A 21,219-nucleotide genomic window follows, 5' to 3' on the forward strand; every position below is an offset into this window, starting at 1 on the left:
GGCGGTGGAGCGCGTGCAAAAAGCTCTACAGTGAGGGAGTTTAATTAGAACGCTGTTCCAATTTAGTGGTTTTGGTTGGATTGTAGCTAGATGATCTAGGGGATCTTTTGGTTTTAGAAGGAAGCTTTCGTATGTAGAAAGTATCCTATATCCGTCCTGGCTGTGTCATTTCGGTTTGTTAAAATGCAGGACAGGATTGTAGCGGGCATACGAGATGCATGCCCAATCCCATCCTTCCCAGTGTACTAAATGGTCATATCCAGTTTTGCTAAGATTGGATCTCTAACTTATCACCAATCTTATCAAATGTGATTCTGCCATCCTCAGGGATGCTACCCGAGAGGATTGCTTGTGCTAGTGGGTTATGGACGTATTGCTGAATCACGCGTTTCAATGGTCGAGCGCCATATACCGGGTGATATCCCTGTTCACACATCCAATTCTTGGCTTCATTGGTGAAGGAAAGGTGGAGATTCTTGGTTTTTATGCGTTCTTGTAGTCTGTGCAATTGAATCTCCAGTATCTGCTCTATGTTTCCCTTACTCAAGCGATTGAAGAAAAGAATCTCATCAAGACGGTTCAAAAACTCAGGACGGAAGAATTGTCTGACTATCTCCATTATTCTTGTTTTCTCAGTCTCGGTGATTTGTGTGACTTCTGATAGAACATCCGATCCCAAGTTTGATGTGAGGATTAATATAGTATTTTTAAAATCAACGACATGACCCTGGGTATCAGTTAGTCTTCCCTCATCTAATACTTGCAGTAATATATTGAACACATCATGATGTGCCTTTTCTACTTCATCGAATAGTATTACTTGATATGGACGCCGCCTTACCGCTTCAGTAAGTATTCCACCTTCCTCATATCCGACATATCCAGGAGGTGCACCTATCAATCGCGCTACGGCATGTTTCTCCATATATTCGGACATATCAATACGAAGCAGTGCTGTTTCATCATCGAACAGGAATTTTGCCAGTGCCTTGCTAAGCTCTGTTTTTCCAACACCCGTAGAACCTAAGAACATGAAAGATCCAAGAGGACGATTCGCGTCTTGGACTCCGGCTCTAGAGCGTTTTACCGCACTGCTGACTGCTTCTACGGCTTCATCTTGTCCTATGACATGTTTTTTCAGTTCATCTTCTATCTTTAAAAGTCTTTGTTGTTCACTTCCCATCATTTTTTCAACAGGAATCCCCGTCCATTTAGCAACGATGTTTGCTATGTCGTCCTCTGTGACCTCGCGTTTTAGGAGCGTACCGCCTACTTGTTTTTCTTCATTGGCCAATCTATTCTCCAAGTCTGGAATGGTGCCATATAGGATCTTTCCTGCAGTTGCAAGGTCGCCGTTCCTCTGTGCAATCTCCAGCGAATACCTTGCTTCGTTGAGTTCCTCTTTTAATTTCTGTATCTCCTTAAGCTTTGACTTTTCAGCTTGCCAGGAGCTTTCGAGATCCGCTTGCTTTTTTTCAAGACCTTCTAGATCCTGCTTTATTTTTTCCAATCTACCGACAGAGTTAGCGTCCTTTTCTTTTTTTAGTGCTTCTGCTTCTATTTTTAGTTGTACGATTTTCCTGTCGAGTTCATCTATTACCTCAGGTTTACTGTCAGATTCGATCCTGATCTTACTTGCAGCCTCGTCCATCAAGTCTATTGCCTTATCTGGGAGGAATCTGTCAGTGATATACCGATTTGAGAGAACTGCAGCGGAGACAACTGCGCTATCAGCAATTCTTATTCCGTGGTGGACTTCATACTTCTCTTTTATGCCGCGTAATATTGAAATAGTATCCTCTTCCGTAGGTTGTCCAACGAAAATCGGCTGGAATCTCCTTGCTAGTGCGGCATCTTTTTCTATGTGTTTCTTATACTCGTCCAGTGTGGTCGCACCTACGCAGTGTATTTCCCCGCGTGCGAGTGCTGGTTTTAGTAAATTTGAGGCGTCCATCGCACCTTCTGTTGCACCTGCACCTACGAGTGTGTGGAGTTCATCTATAAAAAGAATGACGCTGCCCCCAGAATCTGCAAGTTCGTTGATTACTGATTTTAACCTTTCCTCGAATTCACCTCTATATTTCGAACCTGCTATAAGTGCACCTAAGTCAAGTGAAAGTAGAGAAGCGCTTGCCAAATTCTGTGGAACATCCTTTGCGATCATCCTCATTGCAAGACCCTCAACTATTGCTGTTTTGCCCACGCCTGGATTACCAATGAGTACCGGATTATTCTTTGTTCGTCTTGAAAGGACCTGCATTACCCTCCGGATTTCTTCGTCTCTTCCAATAACGGGGTCAAGTTTTCCCGAGCGTGCAATCTCCGTTAGGTCTTTTGTGTAGCGTCTAAGCGCGTTGAAGTTACTCTCTGCATTAGCAGAATCAGCCCTCCTACTTCCCCTATTTGCATCAATGACCTGTTGCAACTTTGCTGGGTCTACACCTTGTTCTTGTAGAATTTTAGATGCTTCAGATTCTGTTGCTGCTACGCCTTGCAAGAGTCTTTCTACAGTGACGAAACTGTCTTGTGACCTTCCAGCTATTTCAATCGATGTCTGTATTGTCTGTGCTGCATCTGGCGTTAGGTGAATATGTCCCGCGCCTTGGCCACTTACGGATGGTAGCTTTCTCAGTGTCAGTTCTACGCTGTTTAGAATCACGTCTAAATTTGCGCCACATTGTTCTAGTAGTTGGGTGATAATACCATTGGTATTCTTCAGCAGTGCTCTAAGTATGTGAAGCGATGTAAGCGTCTGGTGCCCCATGCTTACCGCATCTAGCTGCGCGCTTTGAATGATTGATGCTGAATTATCTGTAAATTTGTCGAACCGCATGCTCATAGTGGATAGCTCACAGTATATGTAAGCATAAATTGGACATTTTCATCAGTGGATGATGAGTGTTGCGTTTAGAGTAAGCAACCGCAGTAATTTAGAAGTTAATGTGTAATGTTTGAAGGGAGCTTCTGTCCGTATGGCGAATAGTTCGACAAAAGTACCTACTTGCTTGTTTAGTTGTACACCTATAATGAAAATACGTTCCTGGGCCTTATTACTTCTCCATTTTAATATTTCAGCATGAGCTTTTCCCTCATTGATTGCTGAAACTACATAGGTTGGGTAGAATGAAGGGGTTGTCTAGCGTTTTAAAGGAAGTTACTTGAAGAAAATACTGATAGACTCAAGAGAAGGTGAAACCAGGCTTGCTATTCTCAGGAGTGGTCTTCTTGTTGGGTATGATTGTGAGCATACTAGCAGTTTGCCGCAAAAGGGAAATATATACCAGGGAATAGTTTTTAAGGTTGACGATTCTCTCCAAGCCGCTTTTGTTGAGTATTTACCTGGTGAATATGGATTCTTGCCATTTTCTGAAATTCCAGTAGTCTACTTTGACCTGCTTGAAGAAGTCAAGGCAAATGCGATAGCTGAGGGCAAGCACATCAATTTATACAAGCATTTCAATGCGACCGAAGTAATCAAAAAGGGACTTGTTCTTTTTGTGCAAGTTACGAAGGAGAAGAGAAGGACCAAGGATGTTACTTTGACTGCATATGTAAAACTGCCAGGTAGATACTGTGTCCTAATGCCATTTCTGAAGGATTTAATCTTGTCTAAGCAAATTGTGGACGAGCAAGCCGTCAGTAGGCTGACGCATTTTGTTGAGGAAGAAATGGCAAATAGGAAGTACGGTGTTGTATTCAAGCCGTATTGTGCAGATGCCGATAAAAAAAATATTTTTGGAGACTACTGTTCATTGCTCTCTGAGTGGGAGAAAGTAGTTTCGCAGAATGATAAAAGCAAGGCGCCAAGACTAGTTTTCCGTGAAGCTAATCTTGTGAAGAAATTCTTGAGAGATTCGTATGATGCGAGTGTGGGGGAGGTCATTGTTAATCACAGTGATGTCTACCAGGAGGCAAAGGACTACATAGAAAATTCTCTTCACTTTGAAAATCCTAACATCACACTCTATTCAGATACTTTTCCTGTGTTTGATAAGTACAAGGTTGAACCCCAAGTTGAGAGTTTATATGAAGAAACAATTTATCTGAGAAACGGTGCTTATATCGTTATCAATACTACCGAAGCTCTCACAGCAGTGGATGTAAATTCTGGGAGGATGAAAAAAGAAAGCAATATCGAGGAGACTGCTTATAAGGTGAATATGGAAGCAGTGGGTGAGATTGTCCGTCATCTCGAACTTAGGGGGATTGCTGGTATTGTCGTGATAGATTTCATTGACATGAATAATTCCAAATACATGTTGAATGTTGAAAGGGCGCTGCTGGATGCTTTCAAAAGATATCGGTCAAGGGTGCAGATTGCCCCGATTAATAAGTTTGGACTCATTGCGCTTTCTAAACAGAGGACTAAACATAACATTCTTGACTCTCATACTGTGAAATGTCCTTGTTGTGAGGGTAAGGGTAAAGTGCTAAAGCTTGAACATCAGGTTCGTAAGGTTTTTTCAGCCATATATACAGCACCTCGCTGTAAAGAGGTTACTGTGACTGCCAATCCTGAATTAGCTGTAGCCATATTTAATGGTTATCGCAAGATGCTAGCTCAGGCAGAAGAAGTCGTTGGAGGAAGCATAGTTTTCAAGATTGATGAAAAACTTGGGCTTGCAAAGGGCTTTGAAATTGCCTTTAACGAAAAGGATGATGTGCAGATATTACGGGATGACCAAGTTGTAACCACTGTAGAGGAGCAGTCAAATGAAAAGACAGTCACAAAAGGGAGTGCTGTGGTAGAAGTGGAGTCTAGAAGATCGTGGCTTGCATCTTGGATAAAAAAGCTTGCAGGACTATAAAGAGTTTCCGTACTTAAGGGCCTCAGTTCCTTTTTTATCCTTTAGAAGAGTCGATGTGAGCAGAACTACAAACAGTCCGCCGGATAAAATACTCAAGCTGCCTCCGAAGAAGAAGATGGTCTTGAACAGCGTAGTACTTTCTCCTACCATTCCAGCGCTTTTTCTGAGTGCACCATATCCACCCATAAGAAGTAGGCCTGTAATGTGTGCAAATTGCCCAATGCTATATGTCGCGAGCTGCAACATTGGAAGTTTTGAAGATAATGTTCTCGTAAGATGGTAGGCAAATGCCATGAAAGCAAGAGTTATTCCAATGATTGAACCATGGTAGTGAGCTGGAATAACGACATTGCTCTCTCTGATAAGAAAGCCTAGAAGTCCACCGTAGATGAAAAGGCATGCTGAGAAAGTAAAAGCAGCGATATTGGACCAATTGATTCTTTTTTTTGGAAGAGAAAGTAAGTAAAAAATAAAAATCATTGGTGCCACACTTCCTAAAATACGCATGTGATAAGTAAAAACCTGCATGAGGATTTCGCTATCAGGGGAGAAAAAGAAATATAAAACTGGAGTTGGCAAAACAGCCAGTAAGTTAAATAGAGATAATCCCCGCAGGGTTCTATCAGATGTACCTATGCCGAGGAGTGTTGCGTACACCAGCATCAGTATTTGACAAAACACAAACTGCAGTATGTGTCCTCCTCCCCAGAAGAGATACTCATAAAAGTCATATAACGTGATGCCACTTGGCATCCTCACGTATGCCAGACAAATACATAGTTGCGAGATTAAAAAAATTAGCGCGGTGATTCGTTTGCATTCCCCTGTTGTTCTAGTGCACAGCGTGTTGACGGCGCTTATAGAAAGTCCAAATGAAAGTAGGGCTATCCCTAAAGCATAAGGTAAATTATTCAAGAAGGGGATGTAGTTGTTTTTTAATGCGTGTGTTCCCGGGATAAAGCCCGCAAGAAAAATAAAAATTACTCCTAGCAGACATAACTTGTAACTGAATTTTTGGAAATACCCGTCTCCTGCTGTAGTGGCAGCTGTGATAGCAAGCATCCACGCGTTGATTCCGAGTGTCACATGTACAACGAGTGAAACATCAAAAATATTTGGTACCAAACCGATAAAGAACGGTAACCTCAGTAGGACTACAAATAGGGAGAAAATCCCCGAGAGTCCCAAAGCAAGGACACCAAGAGAGAGCCATCTCTGCTTCATAACAGATGTAAAAGGACAACTTCTGTGTATAGCACCGAAATCAATGAGACGGAAGGTATCTCCCTTAATAAAAGGTACAGACTCAGTTTGGCCGATTTGCGAACAGGTGTACTGTTCACAATTGGATGTAAGTTTCTGACACAAATAGTTTTTTTAATACTTTCAGTGCTCTAGATGAGTTAGTAAGATAGCATAGCACCCAGAAATTATTGTATACTCTTCGACTCTATGGCTAGCCGTTATTTCTATGGATTACGAAGCTTTGGGGAAAATAATTACACTGGCGCTTAATGAGGATCTAGGTTTTGGTTGTGATATAACAACTGAGAATACACTTCCCTGTGATTTAGTTGCGTCTTTCGATGTGAATGCACGCAAGGAAACGGTAGCATGTGTGGAACCCTTGGCAAAAGTGATTTTTGGTCAATCGGGGATAGAATACTTTCTAAATAAGCAAGATGGCGATCGCGTTCTTCCTGGAGAGTGCATTATCCGCGGATGCGGTAGTGCACATGTCCTACTTAGAATAGAACGTGTGTTTCTAAATTTTATTCAAAGGAGTTGTGCAGTTGCAGCTGCAACAAGGCAGTTTGTCGACGCAGTGTCTCACACGAAAGCAAAAATACGTGATACGCGGAAAACTACACCAGGTATGCGCTGTGTGGAAAGATACGCTGTTAAGGTCGGTGGAGGAGAAAGCTATCGTAACTCCCTAAATGACCGCGTCTTGTTAAAAGATAATCATATAGCAATTTGTGGTGGTATGACTGCTGCTGTACACAAATTGAAAAAGTCTCTTGGGGATATTTATATCACCGTCGAGTGTGACACGTTTGATCAGGTAAAAGAAGCATTATCCGTCGATGTTGACTCAATCCTTCTAGATAACATGTCGGTTGGAGAAATCATTGATTGTGTTACGTATATAAGAACTGCCTCATCGCGTGTGAAAATTGATGCTTCCGGTGGTGTTACGCTTGCTACAGTAAAAGAAATTGCTGAAACAGGCGTAGATTTTATTTCGGTTGGAATGCTGACGCATTCTATTGTCAGCGCGGACATCGGTATCGATGTAAAAACAAGGCTCTGATATCCCCGGAATGTCTCTTAGAGTGTACTAGAGGATTTTTTTTGGTGGGGACCTTGCTTTAAATTTATGAAGTTCTGAAGCTGGGAGCTCCCTCTTTGATAATTGAAATCTTATCCGTAGTTGGTTAGAATCACCTGATGTATTACTTGGTGTTTATGCTCAAAATAAGACTAGCGAGATTCGGGAGGAAAAAGCGTCCGTACTATAAGATTGTGGTTGCGAATAGTTCCTCTCCGAGGGATGGGAAGTTTTTGGAACAAGTTGGCAGTTATGATCCCCTTTTGTCAAGGGATGATCCTCTGCGTGTTTGTCTGGATATAGAACGTGTCCGGTACTGGACTAGTGTTGGTGCAAAGCCTACTGAGAGAGTTGCTAAGTTTGTTGCCTGTCTTTGAATGGCATGGTTTGTGCAGGGCGGGTTACTTCTACGCATGGCGTAAGGGGTTGTGTGCGCTTCCGTTCCTACATGAGTGTTGATTTTAAATTTCCGGGAATCGATGTATCCATTGGCGGTGTTTCTTACACTGTGTGCGGAGCGTTTGGCCGAGGGTTCCCTATGTTTGTCCTTACCCTGTCGCGTGTCGGTAGCGCGTGTGAAGCTGAAAAGCTAGTGGGGCTCGATGTCTTTTTGTCTGAGTCATTGCTTCCTCCATTACAAGTAGGCGAGTATTACTGTAAAGATCTAGTAGGTCTGGCCGTATATGATTCCGAAGGACGTGTCGGTCATGTCTCGATGTTGTACAATTTCGGTGCGGCGGCTGAGGTGCTTGAAATTGTTCTTCTGTCCGGTAAAAAGGTCATGATACCTTTTACTAGTGCATGCGTGACGGACATTGATTTAAATAAAAAGCGTTTAGCGGTTGTGTTCCCTCAAGAGATATAGTTGCTATGTTACTGTTTCTTGGAGTAAGCAACATCTTGTTGGTATTGGCCTCTTTGTACCTGGTTTATGTTAAGGTGCGCACAAGCACCATTCTAGAGAATGAACAGGAAAAACTAGATAAAGCTCTTCGAGAATTATCCGAGTCTGAGAGTATCTGTAAAAAGCTGGAAGAGGAGAACAGTGACCTTATGAGGCGGGTTGTCCAACTTGAGTCGGAGAAAAAAAGTTTTGAATATTCACAAAGGGCCATGTATGCCGAGTTTGAAACTCTGGCTAGCAAGATCCTCGAAGGTAGTGCGGTTCGACTTAAGGAGCAGTCTATTAATGATATAGGTGGTCTTCTAGAACCACTTAAGCTCAAGATAACTGAATTTGAAAAGCGAATAGAGGAATCATTTCATGCTGATATCAAAGAGAGGTATTCTCTGGCAAAAGAAATTGCACGCATGGCCTCGCAGACCGATAGAATGATTGAGGAGGCAAACAAGTTGGGAAGGAGTTTGCGAGGTGATAGCAAGACCCAAGGTTCGTGGGGGGAACTTGTCTTAAGTAAGATACTTGAGTGCTCGGGTCTGCAAAAAGGGCGAGACTATATGCTTCAGCAGAAGCTTGAAAACGATACTATTCCGGACGTGATAATCAATCTTCCCGATGGTAAGCACCTCGTAGTTGATGCAAAAACCCCACTTAAGCATTATGACCTGTACATCAACACTCATGAAAAGGGGCACCTAGAGAATTTCTTAAAATCTGTAAGGAATCACGTAAAAAATCTTTCAGGAAAAGAATACCACTCTGCTCAGGAACTTTTTACTCCGGGCTTTGTATTTATGTTTGTTCCAGTCGAGAGCGCTTACGCGCTTGCTCTTTCAACTGATCTTGAACTAAAAGAATTGGCTCTACGAAGTAGGGTAATGATTGTCTCACCGAACTCACTTGTAGCGATGCTACAAGCTGTGTCTTCCGTATGGAAAATAGTTGATCAAAATAAAAACGCGAATGAAATAGCTAAAAAGGCAGGTGCTATGTACGATAAATTCGTTTTATTCGTGGATGAATTAGCGAAGATTGGGCATTCTATTGCCAATTCCGACAGACTTTATAGAAGCGCTATGAACAAGCTTAGAGATGGAAGGGGTAGCCTACTCAGTAGGGCGGAGGATTTGAAAGGTATGGGAATTCAGGCTAACAAAGAAATTAATGAAGATCGTTTATATCTCAAGTCGGAGTGATGAGTTTAGCTTAGACGGCAACTAGTATTGTGAAGGTTGAACCACTCTAGCGAAGATTCTCTTTTGTTGAAGTAGGTCGGTCTTGAAATCGAAAACTGGATGCTCAAGTAGGTTAAAGTACCTGAGTGTTGCGCTGTTATCGATTCTCTTTATCCTTTCTGCTATCCGAGACATGGGGCGGTCAGCAAGCTCTGGACTGCATCCGACAATGAAAATTACCAAAACTTTTCCAACGATACCGATCTGGTCTCCGTGTCTCATTGTTCCTCTAAGAATGTCTATGACACCACGCATCATTGTCACTGAGGTATTGGAGAGCTGCAAAAGTCCTGCTACACAGTTTTCTTGATATTGCTGGCAAAAATGTGAAAGAAGGACGAACTCCTCTCCAGTTGAACGCGGGTCCATTATCCTGAGAACTTCATCTATCGAGTATTCGTAGTGATGTCTCACTCTTCTGAATTCCGCCAGGTGGTCCAAACACGAATGCTCTCTTCCAAGTATCTCATACCTCTTCTCTCTGCTGGATGTGCTACTAGAAGGAAAGATTTTTATCTTTAGTCTGATAGCAACTCCATACTTCGTTTTGAAGTGGATCTGCCTGGTTCTCGCAAGTACAGTTCCGATATCGATGCTGTAATCTTCGTATTCGAGGTGTTCAACAATCTTCCTTCTATCTGCATCCTCTAAGATATCAAGAAATGGCTTTCCTTCAAGCTCGGAATACTCATAAGACAGCAGCGACAGCATAGCATCATTTGCACCAGATACGAGTGCTGTATCGTTGTCATTTCCATGAACAATCGACACGACAAGATCCCCCTTTCTTCGTGCGGCTAATGTTTCCACAATCGTGACTTAGAAACTCCAGCTAGAGATGTTACATTAGCTTGATTAAGTTTAAATAAATTATTCTTTGTGTTGTTTTGCCATAAACAATTGCTCTTCTCAATGTTATACATCCCTGGGATATACTATAATTTGTGGTCTTCAAATTGAGCCTTTGTAGATCGTGTGATCTTGGTTTGATTTTCTAGCTTGGTGGATTAGACATATGGCTTTTGATAGTCACCTCTCTGAATTAAGGTACAGAATGGTAGTATCTGTAATTTTTTTTCTTACTACTTTCTGCTTCTGCTACTATTTTTCCGAGGAGATATACAAGTTTTTGCTCAAGCCACTTGCTGAAGTGGCAAATCAACCGGAGCGTGTCGCTGGTTTAAATAGTAGCTTCACCCTCATTTATACTGGTTTAACAGAAACATTTGTCGTTTATCTTAAGGTCGCTTTCTTGGGTGCACTTTTGGTCTCTTCTCCATTCTTCATATGGCAGGTATACATGTTTGTTGCTCCTGGCTTATACCCTGGTGAGAAAAAGGCCTTTCTTCCTTATCTAATAGCAGCACCGGTCCTTTTCATTCTTGGATGTGCAGTGGTGTACTACTATGTGTTTCCACTTGCTTGGAGGTTCTTTGTAAGTTTTGAGTACGATGGCAGTAAACCTGGAACTTTGCCAATAGAGTTCATGCCATCTGTTTCGGAATACCTCGACCTTGTTGTCCAATTTATGTTTGCTTTTGGGATAGCATTCCAGTTGCCTGCTATCCTGACTTTGTTGTCTCATATGGGTTTGCTTGATCATAATCTCTTGGTAAAAAAACGTAGGTTGTCGATTGTGTTAATATTTATTGCTGCAGCTGTTCTTACCCCTCCAGACGTGCTTAGTCAAATAGGATTGGCAATTCCAATGCTATTTTTATATGAGCTTTCCATTTTTAGTTGTAGGTATGTCAGTAAAAAGAAGCTGATACTTAGGAAGGAAAGTAAAGAGAATTCAGATGAATAGGAAAAATGCGGTTAATGTTGCGATTACGGTAGGAGTGCTGGGTGCTATGTCCAGCTATGGGACTAATCTACGATGCCTCACATGAAAGAGAAAGATTGCAATTCAGATATGAGCATCGGGGCTAGGCTAATAGCAGGGAGTAGGTATCTTGCAAATTGGTCTTCTACTCCGCACCTTGATGCAGAGCTTTTACTCGCTCATGTACTATCTTTGAATCGTGAGCAACTGATACTGTATTGCAACGAGGGGATGACAAAATCCCAGGCAACGGACTTTGCAATGTTGTTGGAACTGAGAAAAAGTCATTCTGTGGCGGCCATTGTTGGTGAAAAAGAATTCTGGAAATACAGCTTTGCTGTTAATAAAGACGTTTTGATCCCTCGTCCGGATACAGAAACGATGCTGATAGCTCTTTTATCACGCTATAAAAAGCTTACTCAGCCTCTGAAAATAGTGGAGTTAGGTACTGGGAGCGGTTGTGTTATTATCTCCATACTGAAAGAATTCAGAAATGCATTGGGGTTTGGTTTTGAAAAGTCGAAGGCTGCGTTTTATCTTACAATGCGTAACATGCTTAAATATGGTTTGCGTGCTCGTTTGAAGCTATATAGGCTCGACTTCGACAGTGCAATGAGGGTTCTTTCATGCAAAGTGGACGTAATTGTTAGCAATCCCCCCTACATAAGACGCGGTGAAATTCCCTATCTCCAGCAAGAAGTGCAAAACGAGCCCCGTATTGCATTAGATGGAGGGTTTAATGGTATATTGCCCTATTTCTCTATCTTGAAACTTGCAAGCAAGATATTGCGTCCAGGTGGAGAAATTTTTCTAGAAATTGGTAACAGCTGGAGAGATTCGATAGTGTCAGCTAACTGTCCTTTTAAAATTATTGAAAGGTACCGAGATTTATCTGGAACGGAACGTATTCTTGTTTTAAGGTAAGTCTATCGCGAGACATTTAAGTATGATCTGCCGATCTCATTTTTCATTTCACTCTGCTATCAAGTAACTAAAAAATATATTTTAAAATATATTTTTTAAAAAAGTGTACTTTTTTTAAAAGTGGTGATACAATCGCGTGCGTATTGATATGATTTTATAGCAAGCAATGGATTTAAACCTACTGAACTTAGAGATAGGACAATGCCACTGTGTACCACCTGAAGGTGAATCTTCTATCATGATTTGCCCATGTCTGATCGTAAAATCTGATTCTGATACAGAGGGGTAGTGTTTGTTGAGTAGGGCCTTTATAGGCCCCCTCTTCTTATTTGTAGTACAAAGTGGCTACCACGACATGGTTCTCTCGTATTCTGGTAGTCCGTTAAGGTTGTTGTGGTTGCATTCATATAGCTCTGTACTTACTGCAGGTCTGCTGGAAAAAGGGGTTATTATTGAAGAACAATATGCGGCTGCCATGATACATAGAAGCGATGTTGCTAAGACTGCAAGCGTGATTGCAAGGGCAAGCTCTGTCATCAGGGGCTTTTCAGGGCTTAAGATGTCTCCCGCTGAGCACAGGCAAACCATGAGTACAATGGTAGCGCAGGAGAATGCGTATAGCGTACAAGGGTTGCGCATAATATGCGGGCTCAGTTTGTCTAGTAATTGCTCTTTTGAGCGCTCGTTGGCCTTGTAGTTGTCAAAGTTCTTGGGTTTTATTGTTTCCCAAGTGAGCAGAGCTAGGCTAAGTAATGTTACTATGCCAATCGCAATTATCAGAATAATCTTTCGGGCCGCATCATTCGGAGTTGTGCATACGTCAGCCATTTTATTTCCGAGGTGCAGTGAAAACAGTATCACGAGTCCCAAAGTAATCAAAAGAAAAAGGAAATATGCTACTCTTCTCAGGGTTCTCATTCTTTGTAGAACGTTATTCTTTTCTCCAGCATAGTACTTAGAGAGCAAGCTTAAGCCAATATTTTCTCCTGTTTTTATAAACTTCTCTTTATCCTCTTTCGTAAGAAAATAATTCTTGCAAGAGTCTCCAAAATGCTCCCTGAGGAATATTAACATGATGGCTTGTACTTCCACACTGTTCGGATTTCCTAAAACTCTTCCAAAGACCATTCTTTGTACTTCAGGATTTGCTAAATCTCGCTTGGCTAATAGCTTGAAGTATCTTGCAAAGTGAACAACCCTGTCATAGTAGTAAAAATTTTTACTGAATAGAGCGGTTTTTAAGTTCGTAGTGGAGCGTATCATAGTACCTAGAGCGGTTTTTAAGTGCGTAGCGAAGCGTGCCATAAATACCTATTAGTTTTGTCTGAGGGGAAGGTTGTACAACAAAATACTTACTGAAATTCTAACTATGTTTTACATGATAGTATTAATTTATATTAGATCCTAAATTATAGGTGTTCTCCCATATATAGCGAAACAAAAAATCGTTTGTCACTGAAGACGCGCACTTGTCTAAAAAGAGATAGAATCAAATATATCCACAAATCAAGAACATACAGCACAACGGCAAAGTTCCTCAAGCTAAGCTTGGACTAAGCATTGGTGGTTTTGCAGTGCTGCAGCGCACTCGAGAGCAAAGCTAAGTCTCCAATTACAGTTTTTTCCTTAATGTCTTCCAATAAATCCCGGTGATGTAAACGGAAAGATGCTAACAGGTTCTTTGCGGCAGTACTTATTCCTGTTACGTCGATATTATCAAAGTAACCCTCGTTTGCAGCAAACATAAGAACTACTTGTTCTTCTACCGGCAAGGTTTCATGCTGATTTTGCTTTAAGAGCTCAGTAAGCTTTTTGCCTTTTTCTAACAACGCCTGCGTTGTTTCATCGAGGTCTGCGCCAAATTGTGCAAACGCTTCCATTTCTCTGTACTGAGCTAGCTCCAGTTTGATGGATCTGGCAACTTGTTTTATTGCCTTGATCTGTGCAGCCGAACCAACACGAGACACAGACAGACCAACATTTACAGCCGGTTTCACGCCTTTATTGAACAACTCGGTTTCGAGAAAAATCTGTCCGTCAGTAATGGAGATTACGTTAGTCGGAATGTAAGCAGATACATCCCCGGCCTGTGTTTCTATGATTGGGAGAGCTGTAAGCGAGCCTGCACCGTGTTTATCAGACATTTTTGCAGCACGCTCAAGTAATCTTGAGTGAATGTAAAATACATCACCAGGATAGGCTTCGCGACCAGGTGGACGCCTTAAAAGCAAAGACATTTGCCTGTATGCAACGGCGTGTTTAGAAAGGTCGTCGTACACAATGAGACAATGCATACCGTTGTCACGGAAGTATTCTCCTATAGAACAACCCGCGTACGGAGCTAGAAACTGGGATTGTGCAGAATCAGATGCTCCTGCCAAAACAATGGTAGTGTACTCCATGGCACCTTGTTCCTGCAAAGTCTTCATGATTCTTGCGACTGTTGAACATTTTTGACCAATTGCAACGTAAACACAGTACAGTTTTTCTTCATCAGGGAGATTCTTATTTATGTCTCTCTGGTTGATTATACTGTCTAAGGCAATAGTGGTCTTTCCTGTTTGCCTGTCTCCGATGATAAGCTCCCTCTGCCCGCGACCAATAGGAATAAGTAAGTCAATTACCTTGATTCCCGTTTGAAGAGGCTCTTTTACGGGCTGACGGTCTAAAATTCCTGGTGCCTTCACCTCGATTGGAGAATATGCATCCGCGAAGATTTGTCCAGCACCGTCTAGTGGATTACCTAAGGGATCGATAACTCTACCAAGTAACTTTTTTCCTACCGGGATGCGTAAAGGCTCCTTCGTACGCCTAACGGTATCACCTTCCCTTATGTCTTGTGTGTTAGTTAAGATGACTATCCCTACGTGATCGTATTCTATGCTTTGTATTAGCCCAATTTCCCCATTTGGAAAAACAACCTTTTCGTTAAACTCCGCATTTTCAAGACCACACGCTATTACAACACCATCCTTGACCGAGATCACCTCGCCTATTTCTTCCGAAAAAATCTGCTGATCAAAATCCTCAATTTTTTCCTTTATTATCCTTAAAACTTCAGATGCATTAACGTCTAAACTCATTTTTTCCTTCTATTGAAATATCTCGAGAATTGTACTTTGCCCTATACTTTTACACTTTGCTAACCTTCCGGCGATGGAAAGGTCTATCATTATTGAATTTATTTTGATTGTCAGTCCGCCTAGCAGAGAGTGGTTCACTTTTTGAGCGATGTTAATCTTTTTCAGACAAGGAAATTTAACAAGCAGTGCATCCGCAACTTTCTTTTTAGCCGTGGCACTTAAGCGGCTATATGACTCCACCCTCGCGTCTACTTCTTTCCTGTTTCTTTTCACTATTTCTATGTACTCCAGCAGTACCCTAGTGCAGAGAAAGCCACGATGATTTGCAAGCAGGAGCTTACACAAATTTTTAAGTTCGCACGGGAGATCCAGTTTATCAAGCACATATACCTTAGTGCTGGTCTTGATCCTTGCGAAAGAAAGGAAGTTGCTCTCACTGAGCAAACCCAAGAATTTATTTGCATCACTTTCCAATCTGGGACCACAAACCGCGTATAAGGACTGCGCATATCTACCGGCTATGTACTGTTGCATTTACTTCGCTGCACGAACACACAGGCACATTCTCTTACAGCTTGAGCATTTTTGCAAATCCGACCGTACTCCTTCTTTTGTACTTGGCAAAAATTATTTTTGAGGATACTGCATATCTAGTATATTGTTGTTGGTGTAATGATCGAGTCAAGAGCTTGATCGTGTGCTTCAATCACCAGATCGTGACAAAGTTGTTCGTCATATGCTAATCCAATGTACAGTGTATTGCAGCCGTTCGATCTCGAATGATTAATAAATCTATCAAAAAATCCCCTACCGAAGCCTAATCTGTGACGATCACAATTAAAGGCTACTAAGGGGACAAATACTAATTCAGGTATAATATTTTCGTTCCTTGCAGGATAGTAAATGTTGAGTTTGTCGTATTTTACTAAGATGTCGTCTTTTTTCCATGTTCTGAAACACATTTCTTGATCACTCAAAATGCATGGAAGGGAGAAGACTTTATCATCCAATTCATCGAGGAGTAGCGTCGGATCAACTTCTCCATCAATTGGTAAATATAGCCCAATGGTCTTGTAGTTTTTGAAGTCCAATGTTTTGAGGAGATTTTGCACTATAAGGCTGTCAAGCAACACCTTGTTTACAATGCTTTTTCTTATTTTGCGATATTTCTCACGTAACCGAACTTTACCTCCAATCATGGATAACGCCTTTTTGAATGAATTGTCTTACTGATGAACATTTGAAAATACATCGAGAGGCAAGCTATAGTTTCTTCCCGGTTAGTGAAACAATCGCGTATGCTGAAATACCTTCCTTACGTCCTTCGAAGCCTAGTTTTTCGGTTGTTGTTGCTTTTACATTGGCCTGCTCTTTCCCAACACAAAGTAGATCTGCTACTTTTTGCTGCATCTCGCTTTTGTATTGCTGAATTCTCGGTGTTTCACACACTATTGTAAGATCTGCATTATTTACCACGTACCCAGCTCTTTGAATGAGTGTTACCACGTGCTCTACAAAGTAAGATGATGACTTTCCCCTCCATTTTTCGTCTGTATCGGGAAAAAGCATACCGATGTCATTTGCACCTTCTATACATGCTGCGCCGAGTACGGCGTCAACCAATGCATGTAGCGCAACATCACCATCTGAGTGTGCAATGACTGTGTACTCGCAGGGCACAGACACTCCACACAAGACAATGTAGGTATTGCCGGTTTTTACAGGTTTTTCTATTTTGTGGACATCGTATCCGAATCCAACACGGTACATAGCAAGACCGAATGATGTATCATGAGCGACAGATTCCTAACACGAATCTTAGAAAAAGAAAATGTTTTCTTTTGTTCTTATCCCCAATAGCACCCGGTTTATTTATGCTTGAAATCATTTGTTTCGTGCTTGGTGTATGTGTGCAAGTGAGCATTTTGAGATAGACAATCCTACGACTCAAAGAGGTGACACGGTTGTAGAATGGTAAGTCAAAGGGTATCATGTGTGGAATCGTTTCTCGTTTTGCCGCTATGGCCCAGTGGTAGCGCGCTTCATTGGTAATGAAGAGGTCTCAAGTTCGATTCTTGATAGCGGCACCGCCTTTTCCAAATGTTTATTATAAAGCTGGAGCTTGAGCTTGCGTGTAGTTATTTGATCTCCAAGAGTTTCAGAGGGCTTGTCACCTTTCTTTCTCTTGTTGGTGTAGCAATTGGAGTTGCTTCGTTAATAGTCGTCACGTCTGTCATGGATGGTTTCAAGGCGGAGCTTATTTCAAACATCGTGGGTGTGAGTGGTCATGTGAACATTTGGTTTCAGAGAGGTATAAATGAAGATGTGACGCGTATACGTTCCATTGCGACTGGAATACCTCATGTTGCTAAGGTAGTTCCAGCTCTCGAGGCAAGGGCTATCATTTCGAATGAGCTGACAAATGTGGGTGTCCTCGTTAGAGGAATGGAGCTAAATGATTTTGTGAGGGAATCGCTTGTTACGGAGAAAATTATCCAAGGGAAGGTTGCAGATTTTGAAGATGGTATCGTAATTGGTGCAAGGATGGCCGAAGAGCTAGGAGTGAGTGTAGGCGATGAGGTGAAGTTTTTATCTGCGTCATATACCAATACAATGCTCGGTCCAATACCTCGGATGAAGCATCTGAAAATAGCAGCTATTTTTGCTCTTGGGCTTGTTGAATACGACAGTGCACTTGTGTACATGCCATTTAACGTAGCATCAACTTTTTTCCGTTCCGAAATGAACACGGCAAGTATCTTCCTGGACGATCCCTATTTTGCTTCTGATGTATCAGAGCGCATAAAACAAAAGCTTCCGGATTTACATGTAACTAACTGGCAAGATGTTGGTAATCCTTACTTTCGTGCTCTGAAGGTTGAAAAAGCAGTGATGTCGATCGTTCTATTGATGATTGTGCTTGTGGCAGCATTCAATATCATCTCTGGGCTATTTATGTTAGTGGATGAGAAGAAACAATCTGTTGCTATTTTGCGTACCATGGGTATGACAGGAGCAAGTATTGTTAGGATCTTTATTTTCTGCGGCAGCATAATAGGAGTAGTCGGTACTGGTCTGGGTGTGATGTTTGGTCTTTTGATAGCTGTCAATATTAACAGGTTGAGATTTTTTATAGAGTGGCTTACCGGAGAGACTATTTTCGATCCGTCTGTGTATTTCATTGATAAAATACCAGTTTTGCTCGACCCTGCAAGTATAGGGTTGATAGCTCTATCCACAATTTTAATAACGTTCTTTGCAACCATTCCGCCGGCTTACAAGGCCTCGAAACAGAGTCCTGGATCTATTTTGCGCTGAGGTTCCCTTAGGTTATTTTTCGGTAAGATTATGGTGTAACCTGCTCTGCGTGAATAACACCTTCTTTGATCATCTCGGAAAGGCGTACATGTGAGGGATTAGTTTTCGCTACAATAAGGAAACCAGCTGTATCCTTGTCTAGTCGGTGCACTATCCCTGGACGAGATGAGTCAAGATTGCTGAGTTGTTCTGTAGGGTAGTGGTGCTCAAGAATGTTGACAAGTGTTTGTTCTTTGTTACCTATTCCAGGATGAACAACGAGGCCAGCAGGCTTATGAATGACGAGTAAGGAATCGTCTTCGTATCTTACATCCAGAGGTTGTACGAATGCGTGTCTGGGTTTTTGTTCTAAAGGTAGGTCAAGCAAGTGGTACTCCTCACCCAATAAAACCTGTTTAGAAGGCTCCAACCGAATCTTTCCGTCAGCTTTAACTCTACCCACCTTTGTCACAACAGAGAGTTTAATTACTGCTCCGCTTTTCTTCCATTGCTGCTGTGCCTACCAATTACCCTACTCCGTTTGATAAAGAAGTTATTCTCCTAAGAACGACAATCTCAATAAATAAGGGCAACACAACGAATGGGCCTGAACTTTGTGGAAATGATCCGAACCAGATAATGGTTCACAGTAAGCTTGAACAGCATTGGCGGTATTTTCGTATATAGCATTTATAATTCACGTTCATTGATTGCAATAAATGTAGCGCTACTTTCTTAATATTAGAATTAATAAATTGAAGCACTTAGGCCTTATCCTGCTTGAGAGTGTGTGAGTTGATTTTTTTCTGAAGCTTAAAATTTTTAATAAAAAACGATATAATCTTAATATGAAATTCATGATGGACACACCAAGCCCTTCATCAGAACAGCATCCTTTTAGGTAGCAATCTAAGAACACTATGTTTATATCTCGCATATTTTCCAGGCGGAGAGTTTTATGCATTTTTGCACTCTTTGTATTACTGTTTGCCTCTGTTGTACTAATATGGAACCTGCTTTTACTACATAGTGCGAAAACTTCTCCTTATAGCAAGGTAGTTTGGGTGTTGAATACCTTTGCTGCATTGTTCACATTTCTTTTTTTCCTATGCTGTACTGCAAATGAAATTGCTGCATGCACCGGATGGCAAAGAAAAAAGATAACACCGAGAGCCCTAGACCTTAAAGGAATTGTCTCCAGGCAGCATGTTTTTACACCGGAAAGTCCAGAAATACACAAGATTTCTATATGTGGATCAAAAAAACAGCTAGAGATGCTAAGTGAAATTGTTGAGCAGGCACTCACAACTGGAATGCAGGAACTTCAAAATAAGGAACCATCACAAACAAACTCTCTTGATTATGTAGCACCTGATACACCATTTTCCGCTCCCAGAGATTCAATGGCATCAAGCATAATACAGGAACTTCAAAGTGACACACCCCTAATACAACTTTCTGGACACGTACCCTCAGACCGTCATTAGATCTATGCACCTTCCGACACACCAACATTACAAACTGGCACATATGAAGTATATCTCTGCTCTGGCCTCTAGATAGAAAAATATGGCTATACCGCACAAAAAACGGGCAATGAGAACGCCTGTGTTAACTCACTCACTTATACAAAAGTAACGCTACCTACTTCTGAAAACGCACAAAACCACTAATCCACAGGCACAAGCCACTATTCAAACATGCGATCACGAACTAACACGGATACAGTTCCCGATGAACCGATAGCAAGTGCGTCACACATCTCACTGTTTATACAACGAGATAACTTCTGAAAGCATCGCAAGAGACTCCCTATGAGACCTCTGAAAGGCATTTCTACCTATTATGGATCCGTTGCCGCCACCCTTCTTGATTGCTCTAACCTCTTCATAGAGCGCAGGCAAATCCTTATTTTGCCCACCAGAAAATAACACCAACCTCTTACCAGTAAAGCAGGACCTAACTATCACCTTCACTCTTTCCGAAAGCTCCTCCGTTGAGGAAAGACTACTCTTTTTGTTGGCAAGGTTGGAGGTAGGCAATTTCACCTTGACAATGTCAGCGCCAAGAAGACATGCCATATGCGCTGCATACGAAACGACATCCAACGCGGTTTCGTCCTTAGCAGAGAGCTCACCACCACGTGGATAGGACCACACCACAACAACAAGACCAAGAGCCTTAGCTTGCGCTACAACTTTTGCAGCCTCAGTAAGCATCGAACAATAACTTTCAGAGCCAGGATAAATAGTCAGCCCTATACCAACGCAACCTAACCTGATAGCGTCTTCCGGCGTACTGATAAAAGCCTGGTTAGGCGAACAACTCTTCGGAAAAAGCTTGCTAGCGCTATTAAGCTTTAAAATCAGCGGTACACGGTTGGGATATTTATGTGCTACATCCTGCAGCATCGAGAGTGGAGCTGCATACGCACTCAAGCCAGCATCGATTGCCAACTTAATATGATACTCAGGATCATAAGCCAAGGGGTTATTGTAAAAACTCTCATCCGGGCCGTGCTCAAATCCCTGATCTACAGGCAGAATTAACAACCTTCCCGTACCACCAAGATGACCATGTTCCAATACCCTTGCAAGGTTTGTTCTAGAACCAGGAGAGTTATGAGAATACGCTGATAATATCTTATCGAGACTCATTCATAAAACCTACTTCAACCCTGGGATTGTAGAAATTTATCTCGGGAAAATCAACTCTACACCGCACGGAGCATCTGCAAATAAAAATAAAGCAAGTGCCTTTTTCGGTACTGACATTGTAATAAGAAGAACTATGAGACCTATATTAAAATCACAT

18 protein-coding genes, 1 tRNA gene and 1 pseudogene are annotated in these 21,219 nt (G+C 41.8%); 10 read left to right on the top strand and 10 right to left on the bottom strand.

What is annotated here, in order from left to right:
* Positions 1-268: 268 nt before the first annotated feature.
* On the bottom strand, positions 269-2,833 hold the full coding sequence (clpB, locus tag NRI_RS00500) for an ATP-dependent chaperone ClpB (protein ID WP_041351563.1): 2,565 nt from the start codon (positions 2,831-2,833) through the stop codon (positions 269-271).
* Positions 2,834-3,158: 325 nt separating this feature from the next.
* Here clpB and NRI_RS00505 point away from each other — a divergent pair, with 325 nt between their 5' ends.
* Positions 3,159-4,808: an Rne/Rng family ribonuclease gene (locus NRI_RS00505; protein ID WP_015816011.1), complete on the top strand. Its 1,650-nt coding sequence runs from the start codon at positions 3,159-3,161 to the stop codon at positions 4,806-4,808.
* Here the strand turns inward: NRI_RS00505 and NRI_RS00510 are convergent.
* Entirely contained in the window at positions 4,803-6,032 is a 1,230-nt protein-coding gene (locus NRI_RS00510) for a heme-copper oxidase family protein (RefSeq protein WP_041351377.1), read from the bottom strand. The genes NRI_RS00505 and NRI_RS00510 overlap by 6 nt on opposite strands.
* A 247-nt stretch (positions 6,033-6,279) precedes the next feature.
* On the opposite strand from NRI_RS00510, the gene nadC reads away from it, so the two are divergent.
* The 4 genes and pseudogenes from nadC to NRI_RS00530 all read left to right on the top strand — a co-directional run bounded on the left by nadC (position 6,280) and on the right by NRI_RS00530 (position 9,237).
* Positions 6,280-7,122, top strand: coding sequence for a carboxylating nicotinate-nucleotide diphosphorylase (nadC, locus tag NRI_RS00515; RefSeq protein ID WP_015816012.1), 843 nt, complete (start codon positions 6,280-6,282; stop codon positions 7,120-7,122).
* 155 nt (positions 7,123-7,277) lie between these two features.
* Positions 7,278-7,505, top strand: a pseudogene (gene rpsP / locus NRI_RS00520) (30S ribosomal protein S16); the annotation flags it as partial.
* Positions 7,506-7,522: 17 nt separating this feature from the next.
* Complete coding sequence (gene rimM, locus NRI_RS00525) at positions 7,523-8,005, top strand: ribosome maturation factor RimM (RefSeq protein ID WP_015816014.1); 483 nt, start codon at positions 7,523-7,525, stop codon at positions 8,003-8,005.
* Positions 8,006-8,010: 5 nt separating this feature from the next.
* A complete protein-coding gene (locus NRI_RS00530) occupies positions 8,011-9,237 on the top strand; it encodes a DNA recombination protein RmuC (RefSeq protein WP_015816016.1) in 1,227 nt (408 codons plus the stop codon).
* A gap of 21 nt (positions 9,238-9,258) precedes the next feature.
* Here NRI_RS00530 and NRI_RS00535 read toward each other — a convergent pair whose 3' ends face one another.
* Positions 9,259-10,086, bottom strand: a complete 828-nt coding sequence (locus tag NRI_RS00535) for a PAS domain-containing protein (RefSeq protein WP_015816017.1) — start codon at positions 10,084-10,086, stop codon at positions 9,259-9,261.
* Between the two features lie 205 nt (positions 10,087-10,291).
* Here NRI_RS00535 and tatC point away from each other — a divergent pair, with 205 nt between their 5' ends.
* Both tatC and prmC read left to right on the top strand, forming a co-directional pair.
* The gene (gene tatC / locus NRI_RS00540) at positions 10,292-11,083 is read left to right on the top strand and encodes a twin-arginine translocase subunit TatC (protein WP_015816015.1); all 792 of its coding nucleotides are present in this window, start codon (positions 10,292-10,294) and stop codon (positions 11,081-11,083) included.
* An 81-nt stretch (positions 11,084-11,164) separates the two neighbouring features.
* Complete coding sequence (gene prmC / locus NRI_RS00545; RefSeq protein WP_238523014.1) at positions 11,165-12,025, top strand: peptide chain release factor N(5)-glutamine methyltransferase; 861 nt, start codon at positions 11,165-11,167, stop codon at positions 12,023-12,025.
* Positions 12,026-12,370: 345 nt separating this feature from the next.
* On the opposite strand, the gene NRI_RS00550 is transcribed toward prmC, so the two are convergent.
* From NRI_RS00550 to ispF, 5 genes are all read right to left on the bottom strand, one after another.
* Positions 12,371-13,288, bottom strand: coding sequence for a hypothetical protein (locus tag NRI_RS00550; protein WP_041351382.1), 918 nt, complete (start codon positions 13,286-13,288; stop codon positions 12,371-12,373).
* Between the two features lie 290 nt (positions 13,289-13,578).
* Positions 13,579-15,108 carry a F0F1 ATP synthase subunit alpha gene (atpA, locus tag NRI_RS00555; RefSeq protein WP_015816021.1) on the bottom strand — a complete coding sequence of 510 codons (1,530 nt, stop codon included), beginning with the start codon at positions 15,106-15,108 and terminating at the stop codon, positions 13,579-13,581.
* Between the two features lie 9 nt (positions 15,109-15,117).
* Positions 15,118-15,642, bottom strand: a complete 525-nt coding sequence (atpH, locus tag NRI_RS00560) for an ATP synthase F1 subunit delta (protein ID WP_015816022.1) — start codon at positions 15,640-15,642, stop codon at positions 15,118-15,120.
* A gap of 116 nt (positions 15,643-15,758) precedes the next feature.
* Positions 15,759-16,307: a 5-formyltetrahydrofolate cyclo-ligase gene (locus NRI_RS00565; protein ID WP_015816024.1), complete on the bottom strand. Its 549-nt coding sequence runs from the start codon at positions 16,305-16,307 to the stop codon at positions 15,759-15,761.
* A 64-nt stretch (positions 16,308-16,371) separates the two neighbouring features.
* A complete protein-coding gene (gene ispF, locus NRI_RS00570) occupies positions 16,372-16,878 on the bottom strand; it encodes a 2-C-methyl-D-erythritol 2,4-cyclodiphosphate synthase (protein WP_015816025.1) in 507 nt (168 codons plus the stop codon).
* Between the two features lie 245 nt (positions 16,879-17,123).
* Here ispF and NRI_RS00575 point away from each other — a divergent pair.
* Positions 17,124-17,195: transfer RNA gene (locus tag NRI_RS00575), tRNA-Thr, on the top strand.
* A gap of 13 nt (positions 17,196-17,208) precedes the next feature.
* Complete coding sequence (locus NRI_RS00580) at positions 17,209-18,426, top strand: lipoprotein-releasing ABC transporter permease subunit (protein ID WP_015816027.1); 1,218 nt, start codon at positions 17,209-17,211, stop codon at positions 18,424-18,426.
* Positions 18,427-18,454: 28 nt separating this feature from the next.
* On the opposite strand, the gene NRI_RS00585 is transcribed toward NRI_RS00580, so the two are convergent.
* The gene (locus NRI_RS00585; protein ID WP_238523015.1) at positions 18,455-18,868 is read right to left on the bottom strand and encodes a pseudouridine synthase; all 414 of its coding nucleotides are present in this window, start codon (positions 18,866-18,868) and stop codon (positions 18,455-18,457) included.
* Positions 18,869-19,325: 457 nt separating this feature from the next.
* On the opposite strand from NRI_RS00585, the gene NRI_RS00590 reads away from it, so the two are divergent.
* Positions 19,326-19,892: a hypothetical protein gene (locus tag NRI_RS00590; RefSeq protein ID WP_015816029.1), complete on the top strand. Its 567-nt coding sequence runs from the start codon at positions 19,326-19,328 to the stop codon at positions 19,890-19,892.
* Between the two features lie 276 nt (positions 19,893-20,168).
* On the opposite strand, the gene NRI_RS00595 is transcribed toward NRI_RS00590, so the two are convergent.
* The gene (locus NRI_RS00595) at positions 20,169-21,062 is read right to left on the bottom strand and encodes a class I fructose-bisphosphate aldolase (protein WP_015816031.1); all 894 of its coding nucleotides are present in this window, start codon (positions 21,060-21,062) and stop codon (positions 20,169-20,171) included.
* Positions 21,063-21,219: the final 157 nt, after the last annotated feature.

The organism is Neorickettsia risticii str. Illinois (assembly GCF_000022525.1).
GTDB lineage: Bacteria > Pseudomonadota > Alphaproteobacteria > Rickettsiales > Anaplasmataceae > Neorickettsia > Neorickettsia risticii.